21 protein-coding genes are annotated in these 17,975 nt (G+C 40.8%); 9 read left to right on the forward strand and 12 right to left on the reverse strand.

Features of this window, described 5'->3' with window-relative positions:
• Positions 1 to 4 precede the first annotated feature (4 nt).
• From CZ434_RS10645 to CZ434_RS10655, 3 genes are read right to left on the reverse strand one after another with little or no spacing between them, the layout of a single operon-like run.
• Positions 5 to 724 carry an EcsC family protein gene (locus CZ434_RS10645; protein WP_077623126.1) on the reverse strand — a complete coding sequence of 240 codons (720 nt, stop codon included), beginning with the start codon at positions 722 to 724 and terminating at the stop codon, positions 5 to 7.
• A 16-nt stretch (positions 725 to 740) separates the two neighbouring features.
• The gene (locus CZ434_RS10650; RefSeq protein WP_077623127.1) at positions 741 to 1,955 is read right to left on the reverse strand and encodes an ABC transporter permease; all 1,215 of its coding nucleotides are present in this window, start codon (positions 1,953 to 1,955) and stop codon (positions 741 to 743) included.
• Positions 1,948 to 2,691, reverse strand: coding sequence for an ABC transporter ATP-binding protein (locus CZ434_RS10655; RefSeq protein ID WP_095742915.1), 744 nt, complete (start codon positions 2,689 to 2,691; stop codon positions 1,948 to 1,950). Before CZ434_RS10655 ends, CZ434_RS10650 begins: the two co-directional genes overlap by 8 nt.
• Before the next feature lie 505 nt (positions 2,692 to 3,196).
• Between CZ434_RS10655 and CZ434_RS10660 the strand changes: the two genes are divergently transcribed.
• From CZ434_RS10660 to CZ434_RS10670, 3 genes are all read left to right on the forward strand, one after another.
• Complete coding sequence (locus tag CZ434_RS10660; RefSeq protein ID WP_077623129.1) at positions 3,197 to 3,631, forward strand: HIT family protein; 435 nt, start codon at positions 3,197 to 3,199, stop codon at positions 3,629 to 3,631.
• Positions 3,632 to 3,808: 177 nt separating this feature from the next.
• Positions 3,809 to 4,324 carry a tryptophan transporter gene (locus CZ434_RS10665; RefSeq protein WP_077625153.1) on the forward strand — a complete coding sequence of 172 codons (516 nt, stop codon included), beginning with the start codon at positions 3,809 to 3,811 and terminating at the stop codon, positions 4,322 to 4,324.
• A gap of 146 nt (positions 4,325 to 4,470) precedes the next feature.
• Positions 4,471 to 4,857 carry a YtxH domain-containing protein gene (locus CZ434_RS10670; RefSeq protein ID WP_077623130.1) on the forward strand — a complete coding sequence of 129 codons (387 nt, stop codon included), beginning with the start codon at positions 4,471 to 4,473 and terminating at the stop codon, positions 4,855 to 4,857.
• A gap of 119 nt (positions 4,858 to 4,976) precedes the next feature.
• Here CZ434_RS10670 and CZ434_RS10675 read toward each other — a convergent pair whose 3' ends face one another.
• The 3 genes from CZ434_RS10675 to CZ434_RS10685 all read right to left on the reverse strand — a co-directional run bounded on the left by CZ434_RS10675 (position 4,977) and on the right by CZ434_RS10685 (position 8,047).
• Complete coding sequence (locus CZ434_RS10675; RefSeq protein WP_077623131.1) at positions 4,977 to 5,921, reverse strand: glycine betaine ABC transporter substrate-binding protein; 945 nt, start codon at positions 5,919 to 5,921, stop codon at positions 4,977 to 4,979.
• Between the two features lie 73 nt (positions 5,922 to 5,994).
• Positions 5,995 to 6,855 (reverse strand): ABC transporter permease, encoded by an 861-nt coding sequence (locus CZ434_RS10680; RefSeq protein WP_077623132.1) that lies wholly within the window; start codon positions 6,853 to 6,855, stop codon positions 5,995 to 5,997.
• On the reverse strand, positions 6,848 to 8,047 hold the full coding sequence (locus CZ434_RS10685; protein WP_077623133.1) for a quaternary amine ABC transporter ATP-binding protein: 1,200 nt from the start codon (positions 8,045 to 8,047) through the stop codon (positions 6,848 to 6,850). The genes CZ434_RS10680 and CZ434_RS10685 overlap by 8 nt, the downstream gene beginning before the upstream one ends.
• 392 nt (positions 8,048 to 8,439) lie before the next feature.
• On the opposite strand from CZ434_RS10685, the gene CZ434_RS10690 reads away from it, so the two are divergent.
• Positions 8,440 to 8,964, forward strand: a complete 525-nt coding sequence (locus tag CZ434_RS10690) for a GbsR/MarR family transcriptional regulator (RefSeq protein WP_077623134.1) — start codon at positions 8,440 to 8,442, stop codon at positions 8,962 to 8,964.
• Position 8,965: 1 nt separating this feature from the next.
• Here CZ434_RS10690 and CZ434_RS10695 read toward each other — a convergent pair whose 3' ends face one another.
• The gene (locus tag CZ434_RS10695; RefSeq protein WP_077623135.1) at positions 8,966 to 9,304 is read right to left on the reverse strand and encodes a DUF1878 family protein; all 339 of its coding nucleotides are present in this window, start codon (positions 9,302 to 9,304) and stop codon (positions 8,966 to 8,968) included.
• 187 nt (positions 9,305 to 9,491) lie between these two features.
• Between CZ434_RS10695 and CZ434_RS10700 the strand changes: the two genes are divergently transcribed.
• Together CZ434_RS10700 and CZ434_RS10705 are read left to right on the forward strand one after the other, a co-directional pair.
• Positions 9,492 to 10,028, forward strand: coding sequence for a DUF3267 domain-containing protein (locus tag CZ434_RS10700; RefSeq protein WP_077623136.1), 537 nt, complete (start codon positions 9,492 to 9,494; stop codon positions 10,026 to 10,028).
• Positions 10,029 to 10,135: 107 nt separating this feature from the next.
• Positions 10,136 to 10,315, forward strand: a complete 180-nt coding sequence (locus CZ434_RS10705; protein ID WP_077623137.1) for a hypothetical protein — start codon at positions 10,136 to 10,138, stop codon at positions 10,313 to 10,315.
• Positions 10,316 to 10,418: 103 nt separating this feature from the next.
• On the opposite strand, the gene CZ434_RS10710 is transcribed toward CZ434_RS10705, so the two are convergent.
• Positions 10,419 to 10,514, reverse strand: a complete 96-nt coding sequence (locus CZ434_RS10710) for a YjcZ family sporulation protein (protein WP_077623138.1) — start codon at positions 10,512 to 10,514, stop codon at positions 10,419 to 10,421.
• Between the two features lie 201 nt (positions 10,515 to 10,715).
• Here CZ434_RS10710 and CZ434_RS10715 point away from each other — a divergent pair, with 201 nt between their 5' ends.
• The 3 genes from CZ434_RS10715 (at position 10,716) to ilvD (ending at position 14,588) form a co-directional block, all read left to right on the forward strand.
• Positions 10,716 to 11,648, forward strand: coding sequence for a peptidylprolyl isomerase (locus tag CZ434_RS10715; protein WP_077623139.1), 933 nt, complete (start codon positions 10,716 to 10,718; stop codon positions 11,646 to 11,648).
• Positions 11,649 to 12,007: 359 nt separating this feature from the next.
• Positions 12,008 to 12,679, forward strand: coding sequence for a FadR/GntR family transcriptional regulator (locus tag CZ434_RS10720; RefSeq protein WP_245830966.1), 672 nt, complete (start codon positions 12,008 to 12,010; stop codon positions 12,677 to 12,679).
• A gap of 235 nt (positions 12,680 to 12,914) precedes the next feature.
• Positions 12,915 to 14,588, forward strand: coding sequence for a dihydroxy-acid dehydratase (ilvD, locus tag CZ434_RS10725; RefSeq protein WP_077623141.1), 1,674 nt, complete (start codon positions 12,915 to 12,917; stop codon positions 14,586 to 14,588).
• Positions 14,589 to 14,768: 180 nt separating this feature from the next.
• On the opposite strand, the gene CZ434_RS10730 is transcribed toward ilvD, so the two are convergent.
• From CZ434_RS10730 to CZ434_RS10745, 4 genes are all read right to left on the reverse strand, one after another.
• Entirely contained in the window at positions 14,769 to 14,978 is a 210-nt protein-coding gene (locus CZ434_RS10730) for a sporulation YhaL family protein (RefSeq protein ID WP_077623142.1), read from the reverse strand.
• Positions 14,979 to 15,051: 73 nt separating this feature from the next.
• A complete protein-coding gene (locus tag CZ434_RS10735; protein ID WP_077623143.1) occupies positions 15,052 to 16,317 on the reverse strand; it encodes an MDR family MFS transporter in 1,266 nt (421 codons plus the stop codon).
• Positions 16,318 to 16,349: 32 nt separating this feature from the next.
• Entirely contained in the window at positions 16,350 to 17,297 is a 948-nt protein-coding gene (yhaM, locus tag CZ434_RS10740) for a 3'-5' exoribonuclease YhaM (RefSeq protein WP_077623144.1), read from the reverse strand.
• 113 nt (positions 17,298 to 17,410) lie between these two features.
• Positions 17,411 to 17,959: a GbsR/MarR family transcriptional regulator gene (locus CZ434_RS10745; RefSeq protein ID WP_077623145.1), complete on the reverse strand. Its 549-nt coding sequence runs from the start codon at positions 17,957 to 17,959 to the stop codon at positions 17,411 to 17,413.
• Between the last annotated feature and the right edge of the window lie 16 nt (positions 17,960 to 17,975).

Raw genomic sequence — 17,975 nt, forward strand, 5'->3', positions numbered from 1 at the left:
TTATTCATTCTCTATCCCCTTCAAGCATACGAAGCCTGTATGCATTAATTGCCGTTTCCCCCAACTGCTCGAGAAACTTTCCATTCGCCCAGGCTCCAACAACCGCCCCGAAGCCAGGGACCAGCTGAAGCATCTTCACAAAATCAATGGTATCCCGATACTCCTGCTGAAGTGTCTTCCAATCAATCTCCTTCCACCTGTCGCTCTCCTCTTCCCAGTTTCTTATGGAGGGGATCATTTCCCGTCTTTTTGTATCACTGGAAAAGGCAAGTAGAAACACCCGCAGCAGAAAGATTCGCTCTTCTCTCTTTTTCACATTCCAGCCATATAACTGACCAACATCGAACAAAAATTTCATCTTGATGCTCAATAGCAGAGGAAAATCGGCCAACCCAAGGATTATACCGCCAGCACCTGTCCCGGCACCTTCCACCATGGCCGTATGCTTATATTGTTTCAATCTTTCGCGGATTCTTTTCTCCCGCTCTTCCAATGTCCAATCCTCTTCGACTTCCACTGGCCGGATATATTCAGAAGTGGTTAAGGACAAGTTGATCATCGTTTTGATACTTTCTGTTACAATCGCATGAATCCGATCCGGTATTTTGTTGTTAATTTGGGTCTGCACTTTTTTAGAAGTTCTCTGCAATATCGAAGACTTCTTGTACATCGATCTTTCAAATCGTCGTGCTTCCTGCCATGCCTGCTGTTCATAATCAGTCATGTAACACGCTTCCCCTCTAAGTCAATCGTTTTTTTACATAGCCATGGACAAACAGATAACTGAACAATAGGCCACCAGCCAGTACAATGATCATGCCAGTCAGGTTTCCAAGAATGATAAACAACAAGCAAAACAACAGTGTCTGGAAAAGGAGCAGCCTTAACAGCCAGCCAATAACTGCATTCTGTCTCCATTCCTTTTTGACAGGATACAAATCAATCCACACGGTAGTCCGATGGTGCTGCCACAGGGTCATCATTTGAAAACCACTTAAATAAAGGAACAATATACTGAAAGCAACTTTCACCCAAAGATTGGGAACAAAATAAACAGCCAGACCCCCGATAACGATCAAGCGGATATACATGCCTAAGTAATCACCGCTCCTTACAGTGGTGATCCGGTATAAATAATCAAAGGTATTTTCTTTCCGAAAAGGAACCCTTTTTGTCAGCAATCCAACCAGCCAATGCCGTTTCTTTATTTGATTTCTCAAATGCGGAACATCTGTGAACATATTGGCGATCCGGTAGAAAGTGCGCATCCTCGTGATGTCTTTCTCAATCAAAACATCCCAGACAATACCGGGATTTTTCTTTGATAACGAATAGTCGTAAAGGAATACACCAAATAAAAGGATGGTTGCAATGGCTGCAAGTACCAGTTCCTGACTGATAAACAGATAGAAGACAGCGATATTTAGCAGCAGTCTCGCAATCGAGTCGGCCAGCCTTGACTGATGATTGCGGACTTTCAGCATCCACCATGACGCATACAAATTCCAAATCTTCATCAGCAGCAATATAAGGGCTGTCCAAAAATAAGATGATCCGCTTCTGGCCGGAAATGCAGCGAAATATAACGGCGCCAACGCGGCCATGGCCAGAAACAGCAAATATAGTTGAATAACGAAACTGTAGAACAGCGTATTCCGAAAGTATGCTCCAAGTTTCTGTTCAGCCGGCAGGAGGAAAACCAGGTCAGGCTCTTTTAAAAGCGTCCGGACCGGACTGTAAGCCGCCAAAACCCCAAATACCATTCCGATGATCAAGGCAGCAGGGAAATCTTCCGGTAATTCTTCCAGCCATTGCTGATAGTAATATGCAAGCGCAGATATAAAAAACAGCATGGCGACGGCAATATGCCCATTGAAGATGTACTTCAGATACCTGCTGGTTTCCTTCATATGGGAGGCGAATCGTTCCCTGAAAAAGTTGTTGGCATTAAACATTGCTATCTTCCTTTGTCAGTTCCACATATAAATCGTCTAACGTGGCATCTTCCATTTTGAATTCATTGCGCAGCTCTGCTAGGGTTCCCTGTGCTCTGATCTGGCCGTCATGGAGGATGACAAACCTGTCACAATATCGTTCGGCCGTTGACAAGATATGAGTCGACATCAATATGCCCGCACCTTTGTCTTTTGCTTCATTGATCGATTGCAAAAATGACTGGATGCCAAGCGGATCTAATCCAACAAACGGTTCATCCACTACATATAAAGAAGGCTCGACAAGGAAAGCACACATAATCATCACTTTCTGCTTCATACCCTTGGAAAAATGGACCGGAAACCATTTCAATTTACTTTCGAGCCTGAATTCTTTCAACAAAGGCGGCAGGCGTTTTTCAAAGGTTTCTTCAGGTATATCATAGGCCATTGCAGTCAATTGCAAATGTTCCTCCAATGTTAATTCGTCATAGAGCATAGGTGTTTCCGGTATATAGGTGAACTTGCTCCGGTATGTTTCCGGACTTTCCGGAAATGTCTTGCCTTCAATGGCAACTTGCCCTTTTTTAGGCTGCATCAGCCCGATAATATGCTTGATGGTGGTACTTTTTCCCGCACCGTTCAAACCAATCAATCCCACGATTTCATTTGGAAAAACGTCAAAAGAAATGCCGTGCAGCACATTTTTATGTGTATAACCACCAGTTAATTGATCTATATGTAACAAAGGTTCCAAAAGATGATTCCCTCCTTGTAATATCAACATATATGTCCTTCATCATTTTCTCCAGTTGTATTCAAATTTTATCACTTACAGAATATATTTACCAAAAATAAATGGTATAGTTTCGCTCCATTTAAACCATAATAGTAGGGAAGAAGCAAGGATAACCTGATACACAAGCCGGTTTTGTGGCAAACCACGAAATGAGGTGTTGGTGTTGGATCATCTAAAGAGTAGACAAACCTATTAACAACTACTTCAGTCAAATGGGGTGTTGACGAAAGGTTTCTAACTTGGTAATACAAACTGAATCATTCCCCTGGTTCACAGTGATTACAATCAAGTTATTCTGCAGATGAAACAAATATCCTTCTTCTTCAACACACGGGTGGTCCCAGAACAGAAGAGTCCAGCGACTTGGATGTTTTGGGTCTGCCCGTTCCTTTTTTTCTTTACAGGTATCAACCAAATTTATACAATGTCTATAATAAGAATGTTTAGGAAAAGGAGCGATCAAATGACTCAAAGCGGAGATTGCATTTTCTGTAAAATTGCTGCAGGAGAGATTCCGTCTGCTAAAGTTTATGAAGATGAAAAAGTTTATGCATTCTTGGACATCAGCCAGGTAACAAAAGGACATACGTTGGTAATACCGAAAACCCATGCGAAAAATATCTACGAAACTTCAGAACAAGTAGCACAGGATGTATTCGGCCGGGTCCCTAAAGTAGCCAAAGCAATTAAAGATGCCTTTCAACCGGCTGGTTTGAATGTACTAAGCAATAACGAAGAACCTGCCGGCCAGTCTGTTTTCCATTTACATATTCATCTCATCCCCCGTTATGGCGAGGGCGATGGTTTTGGTGCCGTCTGGAAGACCAATAACAGCCAGTATTCCCAAGAGGAATTACAGCAAATTGCTTCCGATATTAGTAAGAAAGTGCAGGGTTGATAAAACAAGCCGGAGATCTGTTACCAGGTCTCCGGTTTATTGTCTTTGATTCGAAGTTTATCTTTTATACCGAGGGGAATTTTGGTATAATAGTACCAATCCTTCGCAGCTGGCAATCAGTGCACAGTTGGAGGGAAAATAGTCAGATTAGTTGAGAAGAGGAGAGTTAACATGAAAATGAATACACGGGTTTTGGCAATTCTTTCTTTATTAGTTGGAATTGGAGCAGTATTGCATGCAGTAGTCCCGCCGATTTTGTTCGGAATGAGACCGGATATTATGCTGCCGATGATGTTTTTGGGGATTTTGTTGTTCCCTAAGCTGCCTTATGTCTTTCTTTTATCGATTGCGACAGGCATTATTTCTGCCTTGACCACAACGGTACCGGGCGGCCAGATCTCCAATATTATTGATAAGCCAGTAACAGCACTTATTTTTTTCGGTCTATTCTTATTGGTTCGCAAACTCGATACAAAGTTCACGGCACCTGTTTTAGCGGCAATAGGCACGGTTGTGAGTGGCACCGTCTTCCTGTCCATGGCATTATATGTGATTGGGCTTTTGGAAGCAGGTTTTGTCGCACTATTCGCTACAGTTGTACTGCCTGCTACCTTGTTTAATGTGATTTTTATTATCGTTCTTTATCCGGTAATAAAAAGAATCATGAACAGGGCCCAGCCTGTAGCTATATAATTGCTCCGACCCTTCGACTTTATAAGTTGAAGGGTTTTTTATTATAATAAAGGTGAAACATGCAAAAGAACGGGAATAAATATGTAGTTTCATCTATGCATATTTAGAGAAAATAAATACAATAAGAACTGAAAGGGGTTTTTAGTATGGCAAATATGAAATCGATCTTACTAGGCTTTATCATCGGGGGATCTGTCAGCGCGGCTGCCACCTTGCTGAGCACTCCTGCTTCAGGAAAAGAACTTCGCAGCCAGGCAAAATCACGGGGAGAAGACCTGCTCGATACATTCAACAACCTGAAAGAGGAAGGAATGCAGCTGAAAGAACAAATCACCCAAACATCGAAAGAAGGCGCTACTCTTATCAAAGATTTGTCTGAAGATGTGAAAACCTCGATTGAATCCTGGAAAAATACAATTGAACCTCATCAGAAAAACATCCAAAATTACTTGACACAGATCGAAGAAAGCCTTCGAGAGCTTGAAGAAAAAACACAAAAACAAAATAACACCACGCAGCAATCAGAAAGTTAACAAAAAAGGCTGGACCTATTGGAGGTCCAGCCTTTTTTGTTTTCTCAGGTTTTGAAATATAAGCGCACTGACAAAAATAGCTGTCCACTATTTAACGGACAGCTATTTCCTTTTATATATTATTCAGCTGGTTCAAGGTCTTCGATGGAGTCTACATCCATGTATTCTGGTACTACAAGACCGATTTTGGCTCCTTCTAGGTTAGCGCCAAGATCAACAACTTGATCCTTGTATTCTTCATAAAGGTCACCATGGGTGGCTGGAAGCCAAGCCGCTACCATACCGTCAGCATCGCCGTTTGCAACAGACTGCCACATAACTGCATTATCGATTGGAGTGATTGTTACATCAAAACCTTGGTTGCGAAGTACTTCTGCAATTACATTCGTAGAGGCAACCTCAGAATCCCATTCCACATATACCAATTCGATTTCTTGTCCGTCAACTTCGCCAACACCATCAGTCCATTCAGCAACTTTATCAGAGTTCTCTTCTACCCATGTCGCGGCTGCTTCTTCTGCAGGTGTTCCATCACTTACTTCGAGCATCACAGATTCCATATCTGCTGTTTCCCAATGGAAGTTATCAAGGATTTGATATGCTTCCGGCATATCTTCTTCCAAACCTTGTCTTACCATCGTTTTGATTTCTTCCTCTTCACCAAATACTCCTTCTGGATCTTCAAGATACTTAAGGTCATATTTCGCGAATTTCCAGTGTGGAGTCCAACCAGTTACAATGATTGGCTCTTCATTATCGTAAGCTTCTCCTAGAGCAGTAGCCATCGCACCACTTGATGAAGTTTCCACTTCCCATCCGGCAAGACTGTCGTAGGTTTCTGTTGCATTTTCCGCAGACTTGACTACCCCTGCTCCTGGTTCAATACCAGTAATTGTGTAATCCAGCTCTTCACTAGGATTTGCAGCCTGTTCCGTATCTTCTCCACCATTGTCCCCGCCGGTGTTTTCAGAATCAGAACCTTCGTCACTACCGCATCCTGCAGCCACCAATGTGAAAGATAGACCTGCTGCCAATCCAAGACGTTTTAAATTCAATCCAAACATAACTAATAATCTCCCCTTCTAACTAGAATTTTTATGGTTAACTTCTCGATTGAAAAGTTGCCAGCTAATTTTATCAGGCATTATCACCTTTTTGTGTATTAAGATTCTGTGTGAAGCGATCGATGATAATAGCAAGGATTACAATTCCCAAACCTGCTACGAAGCCTGTTCCTACTTGAGCACGCTGCAAGGAAGACAATACTTCTCTTCCAAGACCCGGCGCCCCGATCATCGACGCTATAACAACCATGGACAAAGCAAGCATCACGGTCTGGTTGATTCCCGCCATAATTGTTTTCTTTGCCATTGGCAATTCCAGTTTGAACAATTTCTGTGAACCTGTACTTCCGAATGCTTCCGATGCTTCTACCAATTCACTGGACACCTGTCTGATACCGAGATTGGTAAACCGTACAGTTGGCGGTGTTGCGAAAATCAAAGATGCAAAAATACCTGGTACCATTCCGATGCTGAAAAAGGCAACAGCCGGAATCAAATAAACGAAGGCTGGCATAGTCTGCATGAAATCCAATACCGGTGTGATAATGGACTCGGCCGTTTTACTTTTCGACATCAATATTCCGATCGGTACACCTATAATCACGGAAAGAAGACTGGCGATTAAGACAAGGGCAAATGTAAACATCAATTGCTCCCATAAACCTTGGTTCCAGACTAATAACAAACCGATCAACGAAAAGGCAGCCAATCCGAACCTTTTCCCACTGGCAAAGAAAGCCAATAATACAACAATGATGATGACAATCAGCGGAGGAATATTTGCTAACAACTCCGCAAAGCTTTCCATAAAGTCCCCGAAACCATTTTTAATCGGGTTGAATAAAAATGAAAAAGTATCTGTGAGCCATTCCGTGAAATCAGAAACCCACTGTGCTATTGGTAATTGTTCGACATTCTCCATGAAGTTAAGCATCTTCACGGATCACCTCACTTTCCCCGGCAAGTGCAGAAATCACTGCACCTCTTACTATGATCCCCAACAATCTTCCTTCTTCCACGACCGCAATCGGAACAGGAGAATCATGGATGATTTCAAAGATATCATGCATTGATGTTTCTTTCTCGACTGTAGGAACATTCGTTTTTAATATCTCATTGATATCTTTGATTTCATTTTTCCTTGCTTCCGAAGCATCGTCTGCAGTCACATATCCTTTCAAGTTACGTTTTCTATCGGTAACGTAGATACTTGACAAGCCTTCTTCACGCATTCTTTCCAATGCTACTCTTGGTCCGTGTTTTTCTATGTTTATTGTTTCAGGACGTTTCATAATGTGTTGAGCTGTAAGTACCTTAGAACGATCGACATCTTCTACGAACTTCTCTACATAGTCATTGGCAGGATTGACAAGAATCTCTTCAGGAGTTCCGATTTGAACAATGGAACCATCTTTCATCAAGGCAATCCGATCACCGATCCGGAGAGCTTCATCTAAATCATGTGTAATGAACAGAATTGTTTTTTGCATGGATTCCTGTAAATCAAGCAATTCATCTTGCATTTCTTTACGGATAAGCGGATCCAATGCAGAGAAAGCTTCATCCATCAATAGAACTTCCGGATCATTGGCAAGGGCACGAGCTAAACCGACACGTTGCTGCATCCCTCCGGATAACTGGGATGGATACTGGTTGATATAACCGCCCAAACCTACTAATTCCAGGGACTCTTTCGCCTTCTTACTTCTCTCTTCTTTACTGATCCCTTGAATTTCCAATCCATATTCTGCATTTTCCAGAATGGTCCGGAACGGGAATAGGGCAAACTTTTGGAAAACCATACTGAGTTTTTCCCGTCTGACCCGTCGGAGATTGGCTTTGTCCATTTTTGCTAAATCTTCTCCGTCGATATAGACGCTTCCTTCTGTAGGCTCTATCAAACGGTTAATCAATCGTACTAACGTGGACTTACCACTTCCGGAAAGACCCATTATCACAAAAATCTCTCCAGCTTCCACTTCAAACGATGCGCGGTTTACACCGACAGTACTACCTGTTTTTTTAAGTACTTCTTCTTTTGAATTTCCTTCATCTAAAAGCTTTAATGCCTGTTTTGTATTTTTACCAAAGACTTTGGATAAACCTTGCACTTCGATAACTGGCACAATTTTCCACCTCTCTTGTCTTGCTTATCAATTTCACTAATAGTTTTTCCATCGTGACTTTTATCCTAAATTGTTCGAAAAACCGTACAGCGAATCACTCACCTTTAATACTATATCCCTAATCCATTGTAAAATTCAAACGATATAAACCACCAATTTCGTATGAATTTTTCGTACAGTTTATTCTGTACGAACTTTAACTCTTCTTTTCTTCTATTTCCTTTAATTTTCTCCTGATTGCTGATTTTCAATTTCTTTCCTTTTCATGTAGGCTTTGTTTTGGAGTTAATTTATTTTTTTGTAAGATAAAAATAGGGATTAACGAATTTATACTATTTACTTTTTGCTATTTTCCGTAGTGAGAGTATTTAGTATTGCTTTAGGAGGATTTTATGTCAGAACATACTTTAGAGGATATTAATGAGTTGATTGTCAACGAGTTCGCCAGAACGATAGAACTGTTCGGTCTAATCCCTTCAGAAGCACGTTTATTCGCCATACTATATTTGGAAGGTACACCGATGACTCTAGATGAAATGAGTTCCGCTTTGGGAAAGAGCAAGACATCTGTCAGTACAGCAATCAGGAACTTACTGGATCTGGGCCTTGTCGAAAGGGTTTGGAAAAAAGGAGAAAGAAAGGATTTGTATAGTGCGGATGAGAGTTTGTACAAAAAATTCATGACGGCATATATCCAAAAGTGGATTGACGCCACCAGCCGGCAAAAACAGTCATTGGAACATATCAATCAATTTCTCTACGAGGAGACCGATAAAAGCGTGACTGATGGTAATCAAGTTTCAATCGAAGAACTTCATTTAAGGGTAAAAGAAATGATAGCGTTTCATACCAGGCTTGTCGAGGCCTTTCAAAAGATAAAACCGGAATCTGCATTGTTTAAAGAAAATTTGAACTGATTTATCCTTTAAATACTGGAAGATTTAGAAACTCACTCATCAGGGAAGGATAATATCCTTCCTTTTTTAGTGCATAAATCGTTTGTTCTGGTTCCAGTTTGTGATTCAGCATTCCAACAAAGTGAAGCAACAGTGGCGTAACATCCAGAAGCCCCTCTTCTTTCTGCATTAAATATTCTTCATTTATAGCATTCACCAATTTAATGATTTCCTGATACTCTTCTTTGGTGAGTTCTTTCTCGATAACCAGTTTGGTAAATGGATATTCTTCTATTTCTTTGAGTTTCAACAACAAATGGATGTGAAACAGCGAAACATCATCATGTTCTTTTGACCCCATTTTCATTCCCCTCCTGCTACTATAAGCCTATTAAAAAAACAGTCTCATATAAAGAAGAATTTTACATATTTTTTTTAGAAAAAGCTATTGATTTTTCCTAAGAAACATACTATCATTCGTTGAGGGTAAAGCCCCGCAGCCGCAAACTTCGGCCCAATCATTCCATTCGTGCAGAGGGGGATTCAACATGAATTGCTGGAAGACTATTAATCTCAACAGACAATTTGGCTTAAATCGCATTTATTTATTATCATTACTTGTAGGTATGCTATCATTTATATTCCTATTTTTAGTTTTTTCCATGGTTCATCAGACCGGAAACGTCCAGGACCACGGTCTGCTCCCTTTACTGATCGGCTTGCTTGTTTTGCCGACAGTACACAAGCTCATGCATATTTTACCATTAATCTTGACAAATAAACGCGTGAAAATTAAATGGAAGATAAATAATAGAATTTTTCCGACTTTCTCATTTCGTACCAAATCCAGGATGTCGAAACAGACGTCCTTGTTCATTTTACTTGCACCTGCAGTACTCATCACGGTGCCTGGAATCATTTCCAGCTATTTGTTCATTGACTATTATGTCTATTTTTTAATATTTTCATCTGTAAATCTCGGACTTTCCTTTACTGACTTTCTTTATGCAAATCAGGTAGTCCGGGCACCCAGAAAGTGTTTGATCGAAAATGCCAAAGATGGATACGACATTTTGATTAATTAATGAATGGCACCCAGATAATCTTGGGTGCTTTATTTGTTTGTTTTAGCTGTTCAACCAGGCAAAATTTTGATAAAGTATTGTATAGGTGTAAAAGGAGGTCATTCGTTATGGCAATTGTTTTTGCTTTTTTTGCTTTTTTCGTTCTATTCATTTTCAACTCCCTTACGCACAGATTATGTGTCCAGACAGAAATGTCTCAAGAACGCCAGCCTAATGTATTCAGGACTATAAATATATTAATTACCATCCTGTTAATCTCTTCCTATATAGAGGTATTGTTTACGTAGCGTTTAATTCACAGCTTAATCAATAAACAAAAAGGGATGACGAGTGCTCTAAGCACATCGTCATCCCTTTTTACTACCGGAAAAATGGTTGTTTATCGTCTACTTAGAGCCAAGCAGCTCCGACAATAATCAACAGAATGAACAACACAACAATCAACGCGAATCCGCTGCCGTATCCTCCGCCATATCCTCCGCTCATGAAAACACCTCCTTTGCTCCGTTGCTAATACATGGTATGCAAAAGATATGCTTTTCGAGTAGGCACTCGTCTAGTTATTTATGTAAAAAGTGTGGAATTTGATAATGGACTATTATTTTAAGTAAGAAATGTGTTATATTATTTCAAGAGCTCGTCAATGCTTGGACGAAGAAAAGTTTCTTGATTAGGAGTGTTTTTTAAATGAAAAAACTAGTTATGGCGGCTTCCTTGGCAGCAGGTGTTCTGACTTTATCCGCTTGTTCCTCTGAAGACCCAGAAACAGTTGTAGAAACCGAACAAGGTGATGTTACAAAAGAAGAGTTCTATCAGGAACTCAAAAGCCAAAGTGGTGAAACAGTATTACAGCAATTAGTTATGAAAACTATCCTTGAAGGGAATTACGATGTAGAGGAAGAAGCTGTAGACGCCGAATTGGAATCGCTTAAAGAGCAATACGGCGACCAATTCGAAATGGTGCTTCAACAAAACCAATTTGCCGATGAGGAAGAATTCAAAGAAGTTCTTCGTTTAAATATGCTTCAGGAAAAGGCGATTACAGAAGATGTAGAAGTAACAGATGAAGAGATCCAACAAAGATACGAAAGAATGCAAACCGAATTGACAGCCAGACATATTCTTGTAGAAGATGAAGAAACAGCTAAGGAAGTAAAACAGAAGCTTGAAGATGGCGAAGACTTTGCCGACTTGGCGGAGGAATACTCAACGGATAGTACTTCTGCAGCCAATGGCGGTGACTTAGGGACTTTCGCTGCCGGCGACATGGTTCCGGAATTTGAAGACGCTGCATATAACTTGGAAGTCGACGAGATCAGTGAACCAGTCCAGTCCCAGCATGGCTGGCATATCATCCAAGTTACAGAAAAAAATGAAGTAGAAGATGTCGAACCATTGGAAGATATCAAAGACCAGCTCCGCCGCGAAATTGCGATGAGCAAAGTCGATGACCAGACAGCACAAGAAAAGATGAACCAATTGCAGGAAGATGCCAATATTGACGTTAAAATCGACGAGTATGAAGATCTTTTCAAACCGGCTGAATTACCGGAAGAGTCCAATACAGAGCAGTCTGATTCCGAAGAGTCCGGTTCAGAAGAATCTGGTGCAGAAGGTTAATACGTTAACCGTTCTGTTTTGCAATACAAAACAACAAGTAAAATTACGATATAATTGACATTGTAAAACGCTCAGAAATTTTAAGTTTCTGAGCGTTTCTTTTGTGTTCGTCATTTACGTACATTCTTCACAACCTTATTTTATCAAGAGGCCTTAATTGGCTTTTCAATGACTTCCAACCACTTCTTTCCTACAGTGGCATTTCTAGAAATCTTCCATGATGGAAGGGTCCAATTGCCTCGAAGCTTTCATATGTAAATGGATAGACGTAAGCTGAAAATCCCTTCCAAAGATCACTTAATATATGGGTAGATAACCTATGCTATACTAACAAGAAAATAAAGTGATAGGGGTATATGATGGAAAAACGACTATCTGATAGTGTAGCAGATGATATCATGTCCATGATTGCTATAGAGAAAAGATTTCTTCCAGGTGACAAGCTCCCAAACGAAAATGAATTATCGGAAGAACTAAATATCAGCAGGACAACCCTGCGTGAAGCAATTCGGATCTTAGTGACAAATAGTGTCTTAGAGATTAGGCGCGGAAAAGGTACCTATGTAAAAGAAGATATCGATTTAAGCATTATGGAATCTTTTGATACGCTTACGGATGTCAAGGTTAATGCCAAGGACTTATATGAAATGCGTTTAATCTTCGAACCGGAAGCAGCTTATTATGCAACCATTCGAGCGAGTGAAGCCGAATTGAAACGGATATTGGATTATGGAATGCAAATTGAACAAAAAATTAAGCGCAATGAGGACCGGACAGCAGTCGAACAAAAATTCCATAAATCCATTGTAAAAGCAACCCATAATGAGTTTATGGAAAAGCTTATGCCCGTTATTTACCAAGCAATTGATAAGGGCGTCATTTTGTCAGAGAAAAAAGAACTAGCCATTAAAGATACGATCAATGATCATAACATGATTATTGAATTTATGAAGAACCGCAACCCTGAAGGTGCAAAAAGTGCGATGAAAATTCATATCCTGCATGCGATGAACGAGTTAGGAATTGAATAAGAGGGTATGATAAGACATCTTGGTCTCAGCCAAGATGTCTTTTTTTCAACTTTAAAATGTCCGTTCATTTAAATGCCACATCCAGCGCAAGCAGCTGACTAAAGGAAAGATATAACTTACTCGGAAAATGAATTTTTAAGCCACCTCCCCTGTTATCATACAACGTCATTGACAGTAGACAACTCTCGATATAAAATATTTTATAATATTAAAAAAATTCAAGGGTGTGTGCAGATTGCGAAGAAGTGATACGATTAAAATTGGAGTGGATCGTGCTCCTCACCGTAGCCTTTTGTATGCTACAGGCAAAGTAAAAGCGAAGGATTTAGGTAAACCATTTATCGGTATTTGTAATTCATATATTGATATTATTCCTGGTCATGTGCATTTACGTGAATTTGCAGAAGTTGTAAAAGAAGCAATCATTGAAGCTGGTGGTATTCCATTTGAATTCAATACTATCGGTGTTGATGATGGGATTGCGATGGGGCATATCGGAATGCGCTATTCTTTGCCAAGCCGTGAATTAATTGCAGACAGTGCGGAAACGGTCATAAATGCACACTGGTTTGATGGAGTATTTTACATTCCAAACTGCGATAAAATCACACCTGGTATGTTAATGGCTGCTGCTCGTACGAACGTACCATCTGTTTTTGTTTCCGGTGGTCCAATGGAAGCCGGCTCAAGCTCTAGCGGAAAACAACTTTCCTTATCATCTGTTTTTGAAGGTGTCGGTGCGTATAAATCAGGTAAGATGACGGAAGAAGAATTTACTGATATAGAAAACAATGCTTGTCCAACTTGTGGATCTTGTTCAGGAATGTTTACAGCAAACTCAATGAACTGTTTAATGGAGATGCTTGGTTTAGCACTTCCTGGCAACGGGTCCATTGTTGCAACGAGTGAAAAACGTAAAGAATTGATTTTTGAAGCAGCAAAACATTTAGTCCGCATGGTTGAAGAAGACGTCAAGCCCCGTGATATCATCACAAAAGAAGCCATTGATGATGCCTTCGCACTTGATATGGCGATGGGAGGTTCGACAAATACTGTTCTACATACGCTAGCAATTGCCAAGGAAGCTGGTATTGAGTATAACATTGAAGAGATTAATAGAGTTGCTGCTCGTGTTCCATACCTTGCGAAGATTATGCCTGCATCTGATTTCTCTATGGATGATATCAATAAAGCTGGTGGTGTCAGTGCAATCATTCATGAGTTAATGAAGATCCCTGATGCTATCCATCCAGATCGGATAACGATAACAGGCAAAACAATTGGCGAACTTGTTAGCGGTTATGAAATTACCAATGAACAAGTAATCCGTACCATAGATAATCCATACAGTCCGGTCGGAGGGTTATCCATTTTATACGGAAATATTGCTCCAGAAGGGGCAGTTATTAAAGTTGGGGCCGTAGATCCTTCTATTAAAGAATTTGAAGGAGATGCCATTGTTTTTGATTCTCAAGAGGAAGCACAAGAAGCGATTGATCAAGGAGCTGTAAGAGAAGGACATGTCGTTATCATTCGATATGAGGGACCTAAAGGCGGACCTGGAATGCCTGAGATGTTAGCCCCTACTTCTGCTATCATGGGCCGTGGTTTAGGCAGCACCGTAGCACTTCTAACAGATGGGCGTTTCTCAGGAGCATCTCGCGGTATTTCGATTGGACATATTTCACCAGAAGCTGCAGAAGGTGGACCAATTGCATTAATTGAAAATGGCGATACCATTGTGATCGACTTACCAAATCGAACACTAAATGTAAACGTAACAGCTGAAGTGTTAGAAAAGCGTCGAAAGACATTAAAGGACTTTGAGCCAAAAATTAAAAACGGCTGGTTAGGAAGATATTCTAAACTAGTAACAAACGCATCAAAAGGCGGCGTCATGAGCATATAATTGGTAAGGGACAAGGGAACAGAACCCTTGTCCCGCCAATGATTTATTCGTAATCTTTATCAAATAAATAAAAACAGGCAGTCCAAATTATATGTTGCCTGTTCTGCTAAATAGTTTGCTTTTTGTACATTTTGTACTCCAAAACGAAACCCGGTCCTTTTTACGGGATCGGGTTTTTTTTCATCCAGTCGTCACTTGTTTCTTTTCTTCTGTTTCATCTTTTTTATGACTTCTTTCATCAGCGATTCTATCCATATAGATTTTCCCTTCACGTTCGATAAACTGTTGTTCAAGTCTTCTCTCTGTTCTCATAGCCCGAAAAGCCATATAACCACTGAAAAATATAAATATGATAAACATATATACCCACCATGGAATCCCTAATATCATTGGAGTGCCTCCCTTGTCCATATTTGCTAAATGTATATGCATTTTCATAGCAAATATGACTAAGAAAAGCCACTCAACGCCCGGCAGCCTGCATCCTGTCCAGTTTCAAAAACATATAGTAATAGGTGCCTGCGCTTAAAATCGCCAACAATCCAAGCAGCATAAATACAACTTGATACGATAGATAATTAGTCAATACCAGACTGAGTGGAGCAATCAATTTTCCTACTGTAAAACGGAGGCTGGCAGCCGAAAAATACTGCCCCCTCATATTGGCAGGAGAAAGTTTGGAGACAAAGCTTTCTTGAATGCCGACGACCATCAGCTCGGCGAAGGTGAATAATCCCATGGCAATGATGAACATCCAGATACTTTGGGTCATGCCATACAGACTAATACCTACAGCATAAATACAGCTTGATAAGACAAATACCTTCCATTCTTTAAAACGGCTCATCACTCTTGTTACAAACACGGTGAACAAGGCAACAAGCAGACCATTTTCAGCCAGTATGAGCGCGAAGGCCTGCTCTCCTGTAAGATTCAGCTGAAATTGTCCAAAACTGAATAATGATTGATTATCGATTACTTCACTAGTATATACAGCAATTAAAATATCCAGCTGCATGAAGGTTTGGGCAACTAAAACACCTGCGATGATAAACAACAAAAACGTCCGGTCTCTTGCAATCACCCGGTATGCACTCAGTTCATCCCAAACGGCTTGATACCAATGCTTCCCCGTTCCGACTTCTGTTCTCTCATAAACCACCGTTTCCTCCAGATATGTTTGGAGGACGAAGGTCAATACCGCTGTCAAAACAGCTCCAAACAAGAGCATTTCAAAACGGTAGCTGTAAAACACAAAGCTACCGATAATCGGGCCGACCACGACGGCAATATTGATGGAAGTATAAAACACCGCAAACACGGACGCGCGATGCTTTTCTTTTACCACATCCGCTACCATTGCATGGGAAGCAGGCCAATACAAGGCCCCCCACACACCCAAAAGACTGAATGAAATAAATGTGAGCATCGGGGATTCATACCATGGAGAGTTTGCGTAAGCAAACAGGAGAAAAGTCAGACATTGCCCGAATGAGGAGATGACCATCATTTTTTTCCGACCGAATCTATCAGCGCAATAACCGCCTATTAAACTGGCAAGCACCGAAAATGCCTGTGATAATACTAATAATAGGCCCGCCTTATCCTTTCCAAACGATTTTTCAAACAAAATGGTCATAAAAGGAAAATAAGACCAAAAAAGAAAATTGGTCGTACCTTCCCCAAACAATCTGATGCGCAAATTTCTATCCCAGTCTTTCCACTTCATGATGCTTTCCCTCTTATTCTATTATTCTATTTTTATTTATCCTCAAACAACGGCTTATAAAATGATCGGTTATCCATGGCAAACAGCCGGTCAGTGAATTCGCCCGGACTCACTTTTTCCAGTGCCCTGTTCAACATATTCATTTTGGCATCCATCAAATCGATCAAATGAAGCATTTCCGCCTCTCTTATCAATGGCGGCTTCGGACTGCCCCATTCCGCTTTCCCGTGATGGCTCAGAATCATATGCTGCAGAATGGTCACTTCTTCTCCTTCAATCTGCAGCTCCCTGGCAGCCAGGCCTATTTCTTCCACCATCATCGGAATGTGGCCGATCAACTTCCCTTCCAACGTATAAGAAGGGGTGGCCGCCCCAGATAACTCTTTCATTTTGCCGAGATCATGAAGAATGATACCAGCATATAGCAAATCTTTATTTATATCCGGATAAAGCGACTTTATTTGCTTGGCCAGTTTCAACATGGAAACAATATGGTATGCAAGCCCTGACACATACTCATGATGGTTTTTGACAGCAGCCGGATATGTCAGGAGCGCATCTTGGTATTTTTTTATAAAGTAGCGGACGATACGTTGAATATTAGCGTTTTCCAGTTCAAAAATGAATTTCGTAATATCATCCATCAAGTCTTCTTTCGGTACAGGAGCTTTCTCGATGAAATCAGTCGGGTGAACACCATCGGCAGGAGTTGCCGGCCTGATCGACTGTATTCTCAACTGGGGCTTGCCACGAAACTGATTTACTTCACCGAATATTTTCACCAGTTGTTCTTGTTGAAAAAGTTCCTCATCTTCCGGAGTGGATTCCCATAGCTTGGCCTCGATTTCCCCGGTGACATCCTTCAATACCAGCGTCAAAAATGGTTTGCCGTTACTTGCAACCCCTTTGCTGGCAGACTTTACAAGCATATAATAGTCAAATGGATCTCCGACATTATAATAAGCGATCCCTTTCTTCAATGTACTACCTCCTCTTCTATGTACAAATCGTTCCAGACTTTTTCCTATCATAACACAAGAAGCCCTTGCCGCGTAATCAAGGCAAGGGTCCTGTGTACTTCCAGATGGCCGTATTATTTGTTTTTAGGAATATAATCAAAGATCTTCCCAGACTCCACTACTTGGATGAATTTCATCAACCACCTGTAGTAATTCTGTGCGTATCTCAGTCTTTCCAAATCTGTCTCTATTCTGGCAGCAAGTTGCTCATCATCCGTGTTTTCCTTTAATTCACTAAGCTCCAAAATTGCTTCCTCTGCCTCTTCGATATTGGTCTCCGTATGGTGTCTCCATTTATTTCCGAATAAGGAGGTAAATGATTTATACCAATCCTCTTCCGATTTGTATAAATCCTTCCTGATTCCTTTTTTATATGCAGGCTGCACCATTTTCATTTCTGACAGTGACCGTACTCCTGTCGACATGCTTGTCTTGCTCATCTCCAGAGCATCCCTCATGCCATCAAGGGTCATCGGTTCATCAGCAAAATACAGAGTCCCATACAATCTTCCTACCGAAGAGGTAATCCCATAGAGATTCATATTTTTTGCTATGACTTGGATAAACTTCTCGATCGTTTCCTCATATTCAGACCAATCTTCTGTCCTATCTTTATTTGGCAATGAAGACCCTCCAACT

Source organism: Sediminibacillus massiliensis (genome assembly GCF_900156915.1).
In the GTDB taxonomy this organism is placed as follows: Bacteria; Bacillota; Bacilli; order Bacillales; family Amphibacillaceae; genus Sediminibacillus_A; species Sediminibacillus_A massiliensis.

Bases quoted from the DNA above. Each gene is read 5' to 3' on its own strand.
- CZ434_RS10645 (WP_077623126.1), bottom strand. From the start codon at position 724: ATGACTGATTATGAACAGCAGGCATGGCAGGAAGCACGACGATTTGAA.
- CZ434_RS10650 (WP_077623127.1), bottom strand. From the start codon at position 1,955: ATGTTTAATGCCAACAACTTTTTCAGGGAACGATTCGCCTCCCATATG.
- CZ434_RS10660 (WP_077623129.1), top strand. From the start codon at position 3,197: ATGACTCAAAGCGGAGATTGCATTTTCTGTAAAATTGCTGCAGGAGAG.
- CZ434_RS10665 (WP_077625153.1), top strand. From the start codon at position 3,809: ATGAATACACGGGTTTTGGCAATTCTTTCTTTATTAGTTGGAATTGGA.
- CZ434_RS10670 (WP_077623130.1), top strand. From the start codon at position 4,471: ATGGCAAATATGAAATCGATCTTACTAGGCTTTATCATCGGGGGATCT.
- CZ434_RS10675 (WP_077623131.1), bottom strand. From the start codon at position 5,921: ATGTTTGGATTGAATTTAAAACGTCTTGGATTGGCAGCAGGTCTATCT.
- CZ434_RS10680 (WP_077623132.1), bottom strand. From the start codon at position 6,855: ATGCTTAACTTCATGGAGAATGTCGAACAATTACCAATAGCACAGTGG.
- CZ434_RS10690 (WP_077623134.1), top strand. From the start codon at position 8,440: ATGTCAGAACATACTTTAGAGGATATTAATGAGTTGATTGTCAACGAG.
- CZ434_RS10695 (WP_077623135.1), bottom strand. From the start codon at position 9,304: ATGGGGTCAAAAGAACATGATGATGTTTCGCTGTTTCACATCCATTTG.
- CZ434_RS10700 (WP_077623136.1), top strand. From the start codon at position 9,492: ATGAATTGCTGGAAGACTATTAATCTCAACAGACAATTTGGCTTAAAT.
- CZ434_RS10705 (WP_077623137.1), top strand. From the start codon at position 10,136: ATGGCAATTGTTTTTGCTTTTTTTGCTTTTTTCGTTCTATTCATTTTC.
- CZ434_RS10710 (WP_077623138.1), bottom strand. From the start codon at position 10,514: ATGAGCGGAGGATATGGCGGAGGATACGGCAGCGGATTCGCGTTGATT.
- CZ434_RS10715 (WP_077623139.1), top strand. From the start codon at position 10,716: ATGAAAAAACTAGTTATGGCGGCTTCCTTGGCAGCAGGTGTTCTGACT.
- CZ434_RS10720 (WP_245830966.1), top strand. From the start codon at position 12,008: ATGGAAAAACGACTATCTGATAGTGTAGCAGATGATATCATGTCCATG.
- CZ434_RS10730 (WP_077623142.1), bottom strand. From the start codon at position 14,978: ATGATATTAGGGATTCCATGGTGGGTATATATGTTTATCATATTTATA.
- CZ434_RS10735 (WP_077623143.1), bottom strand. From the start codon at position 16,317: ATGAAGTGGAAAGACTGGGATAGAAATTTGCGCATCAGATTGTTTGGG.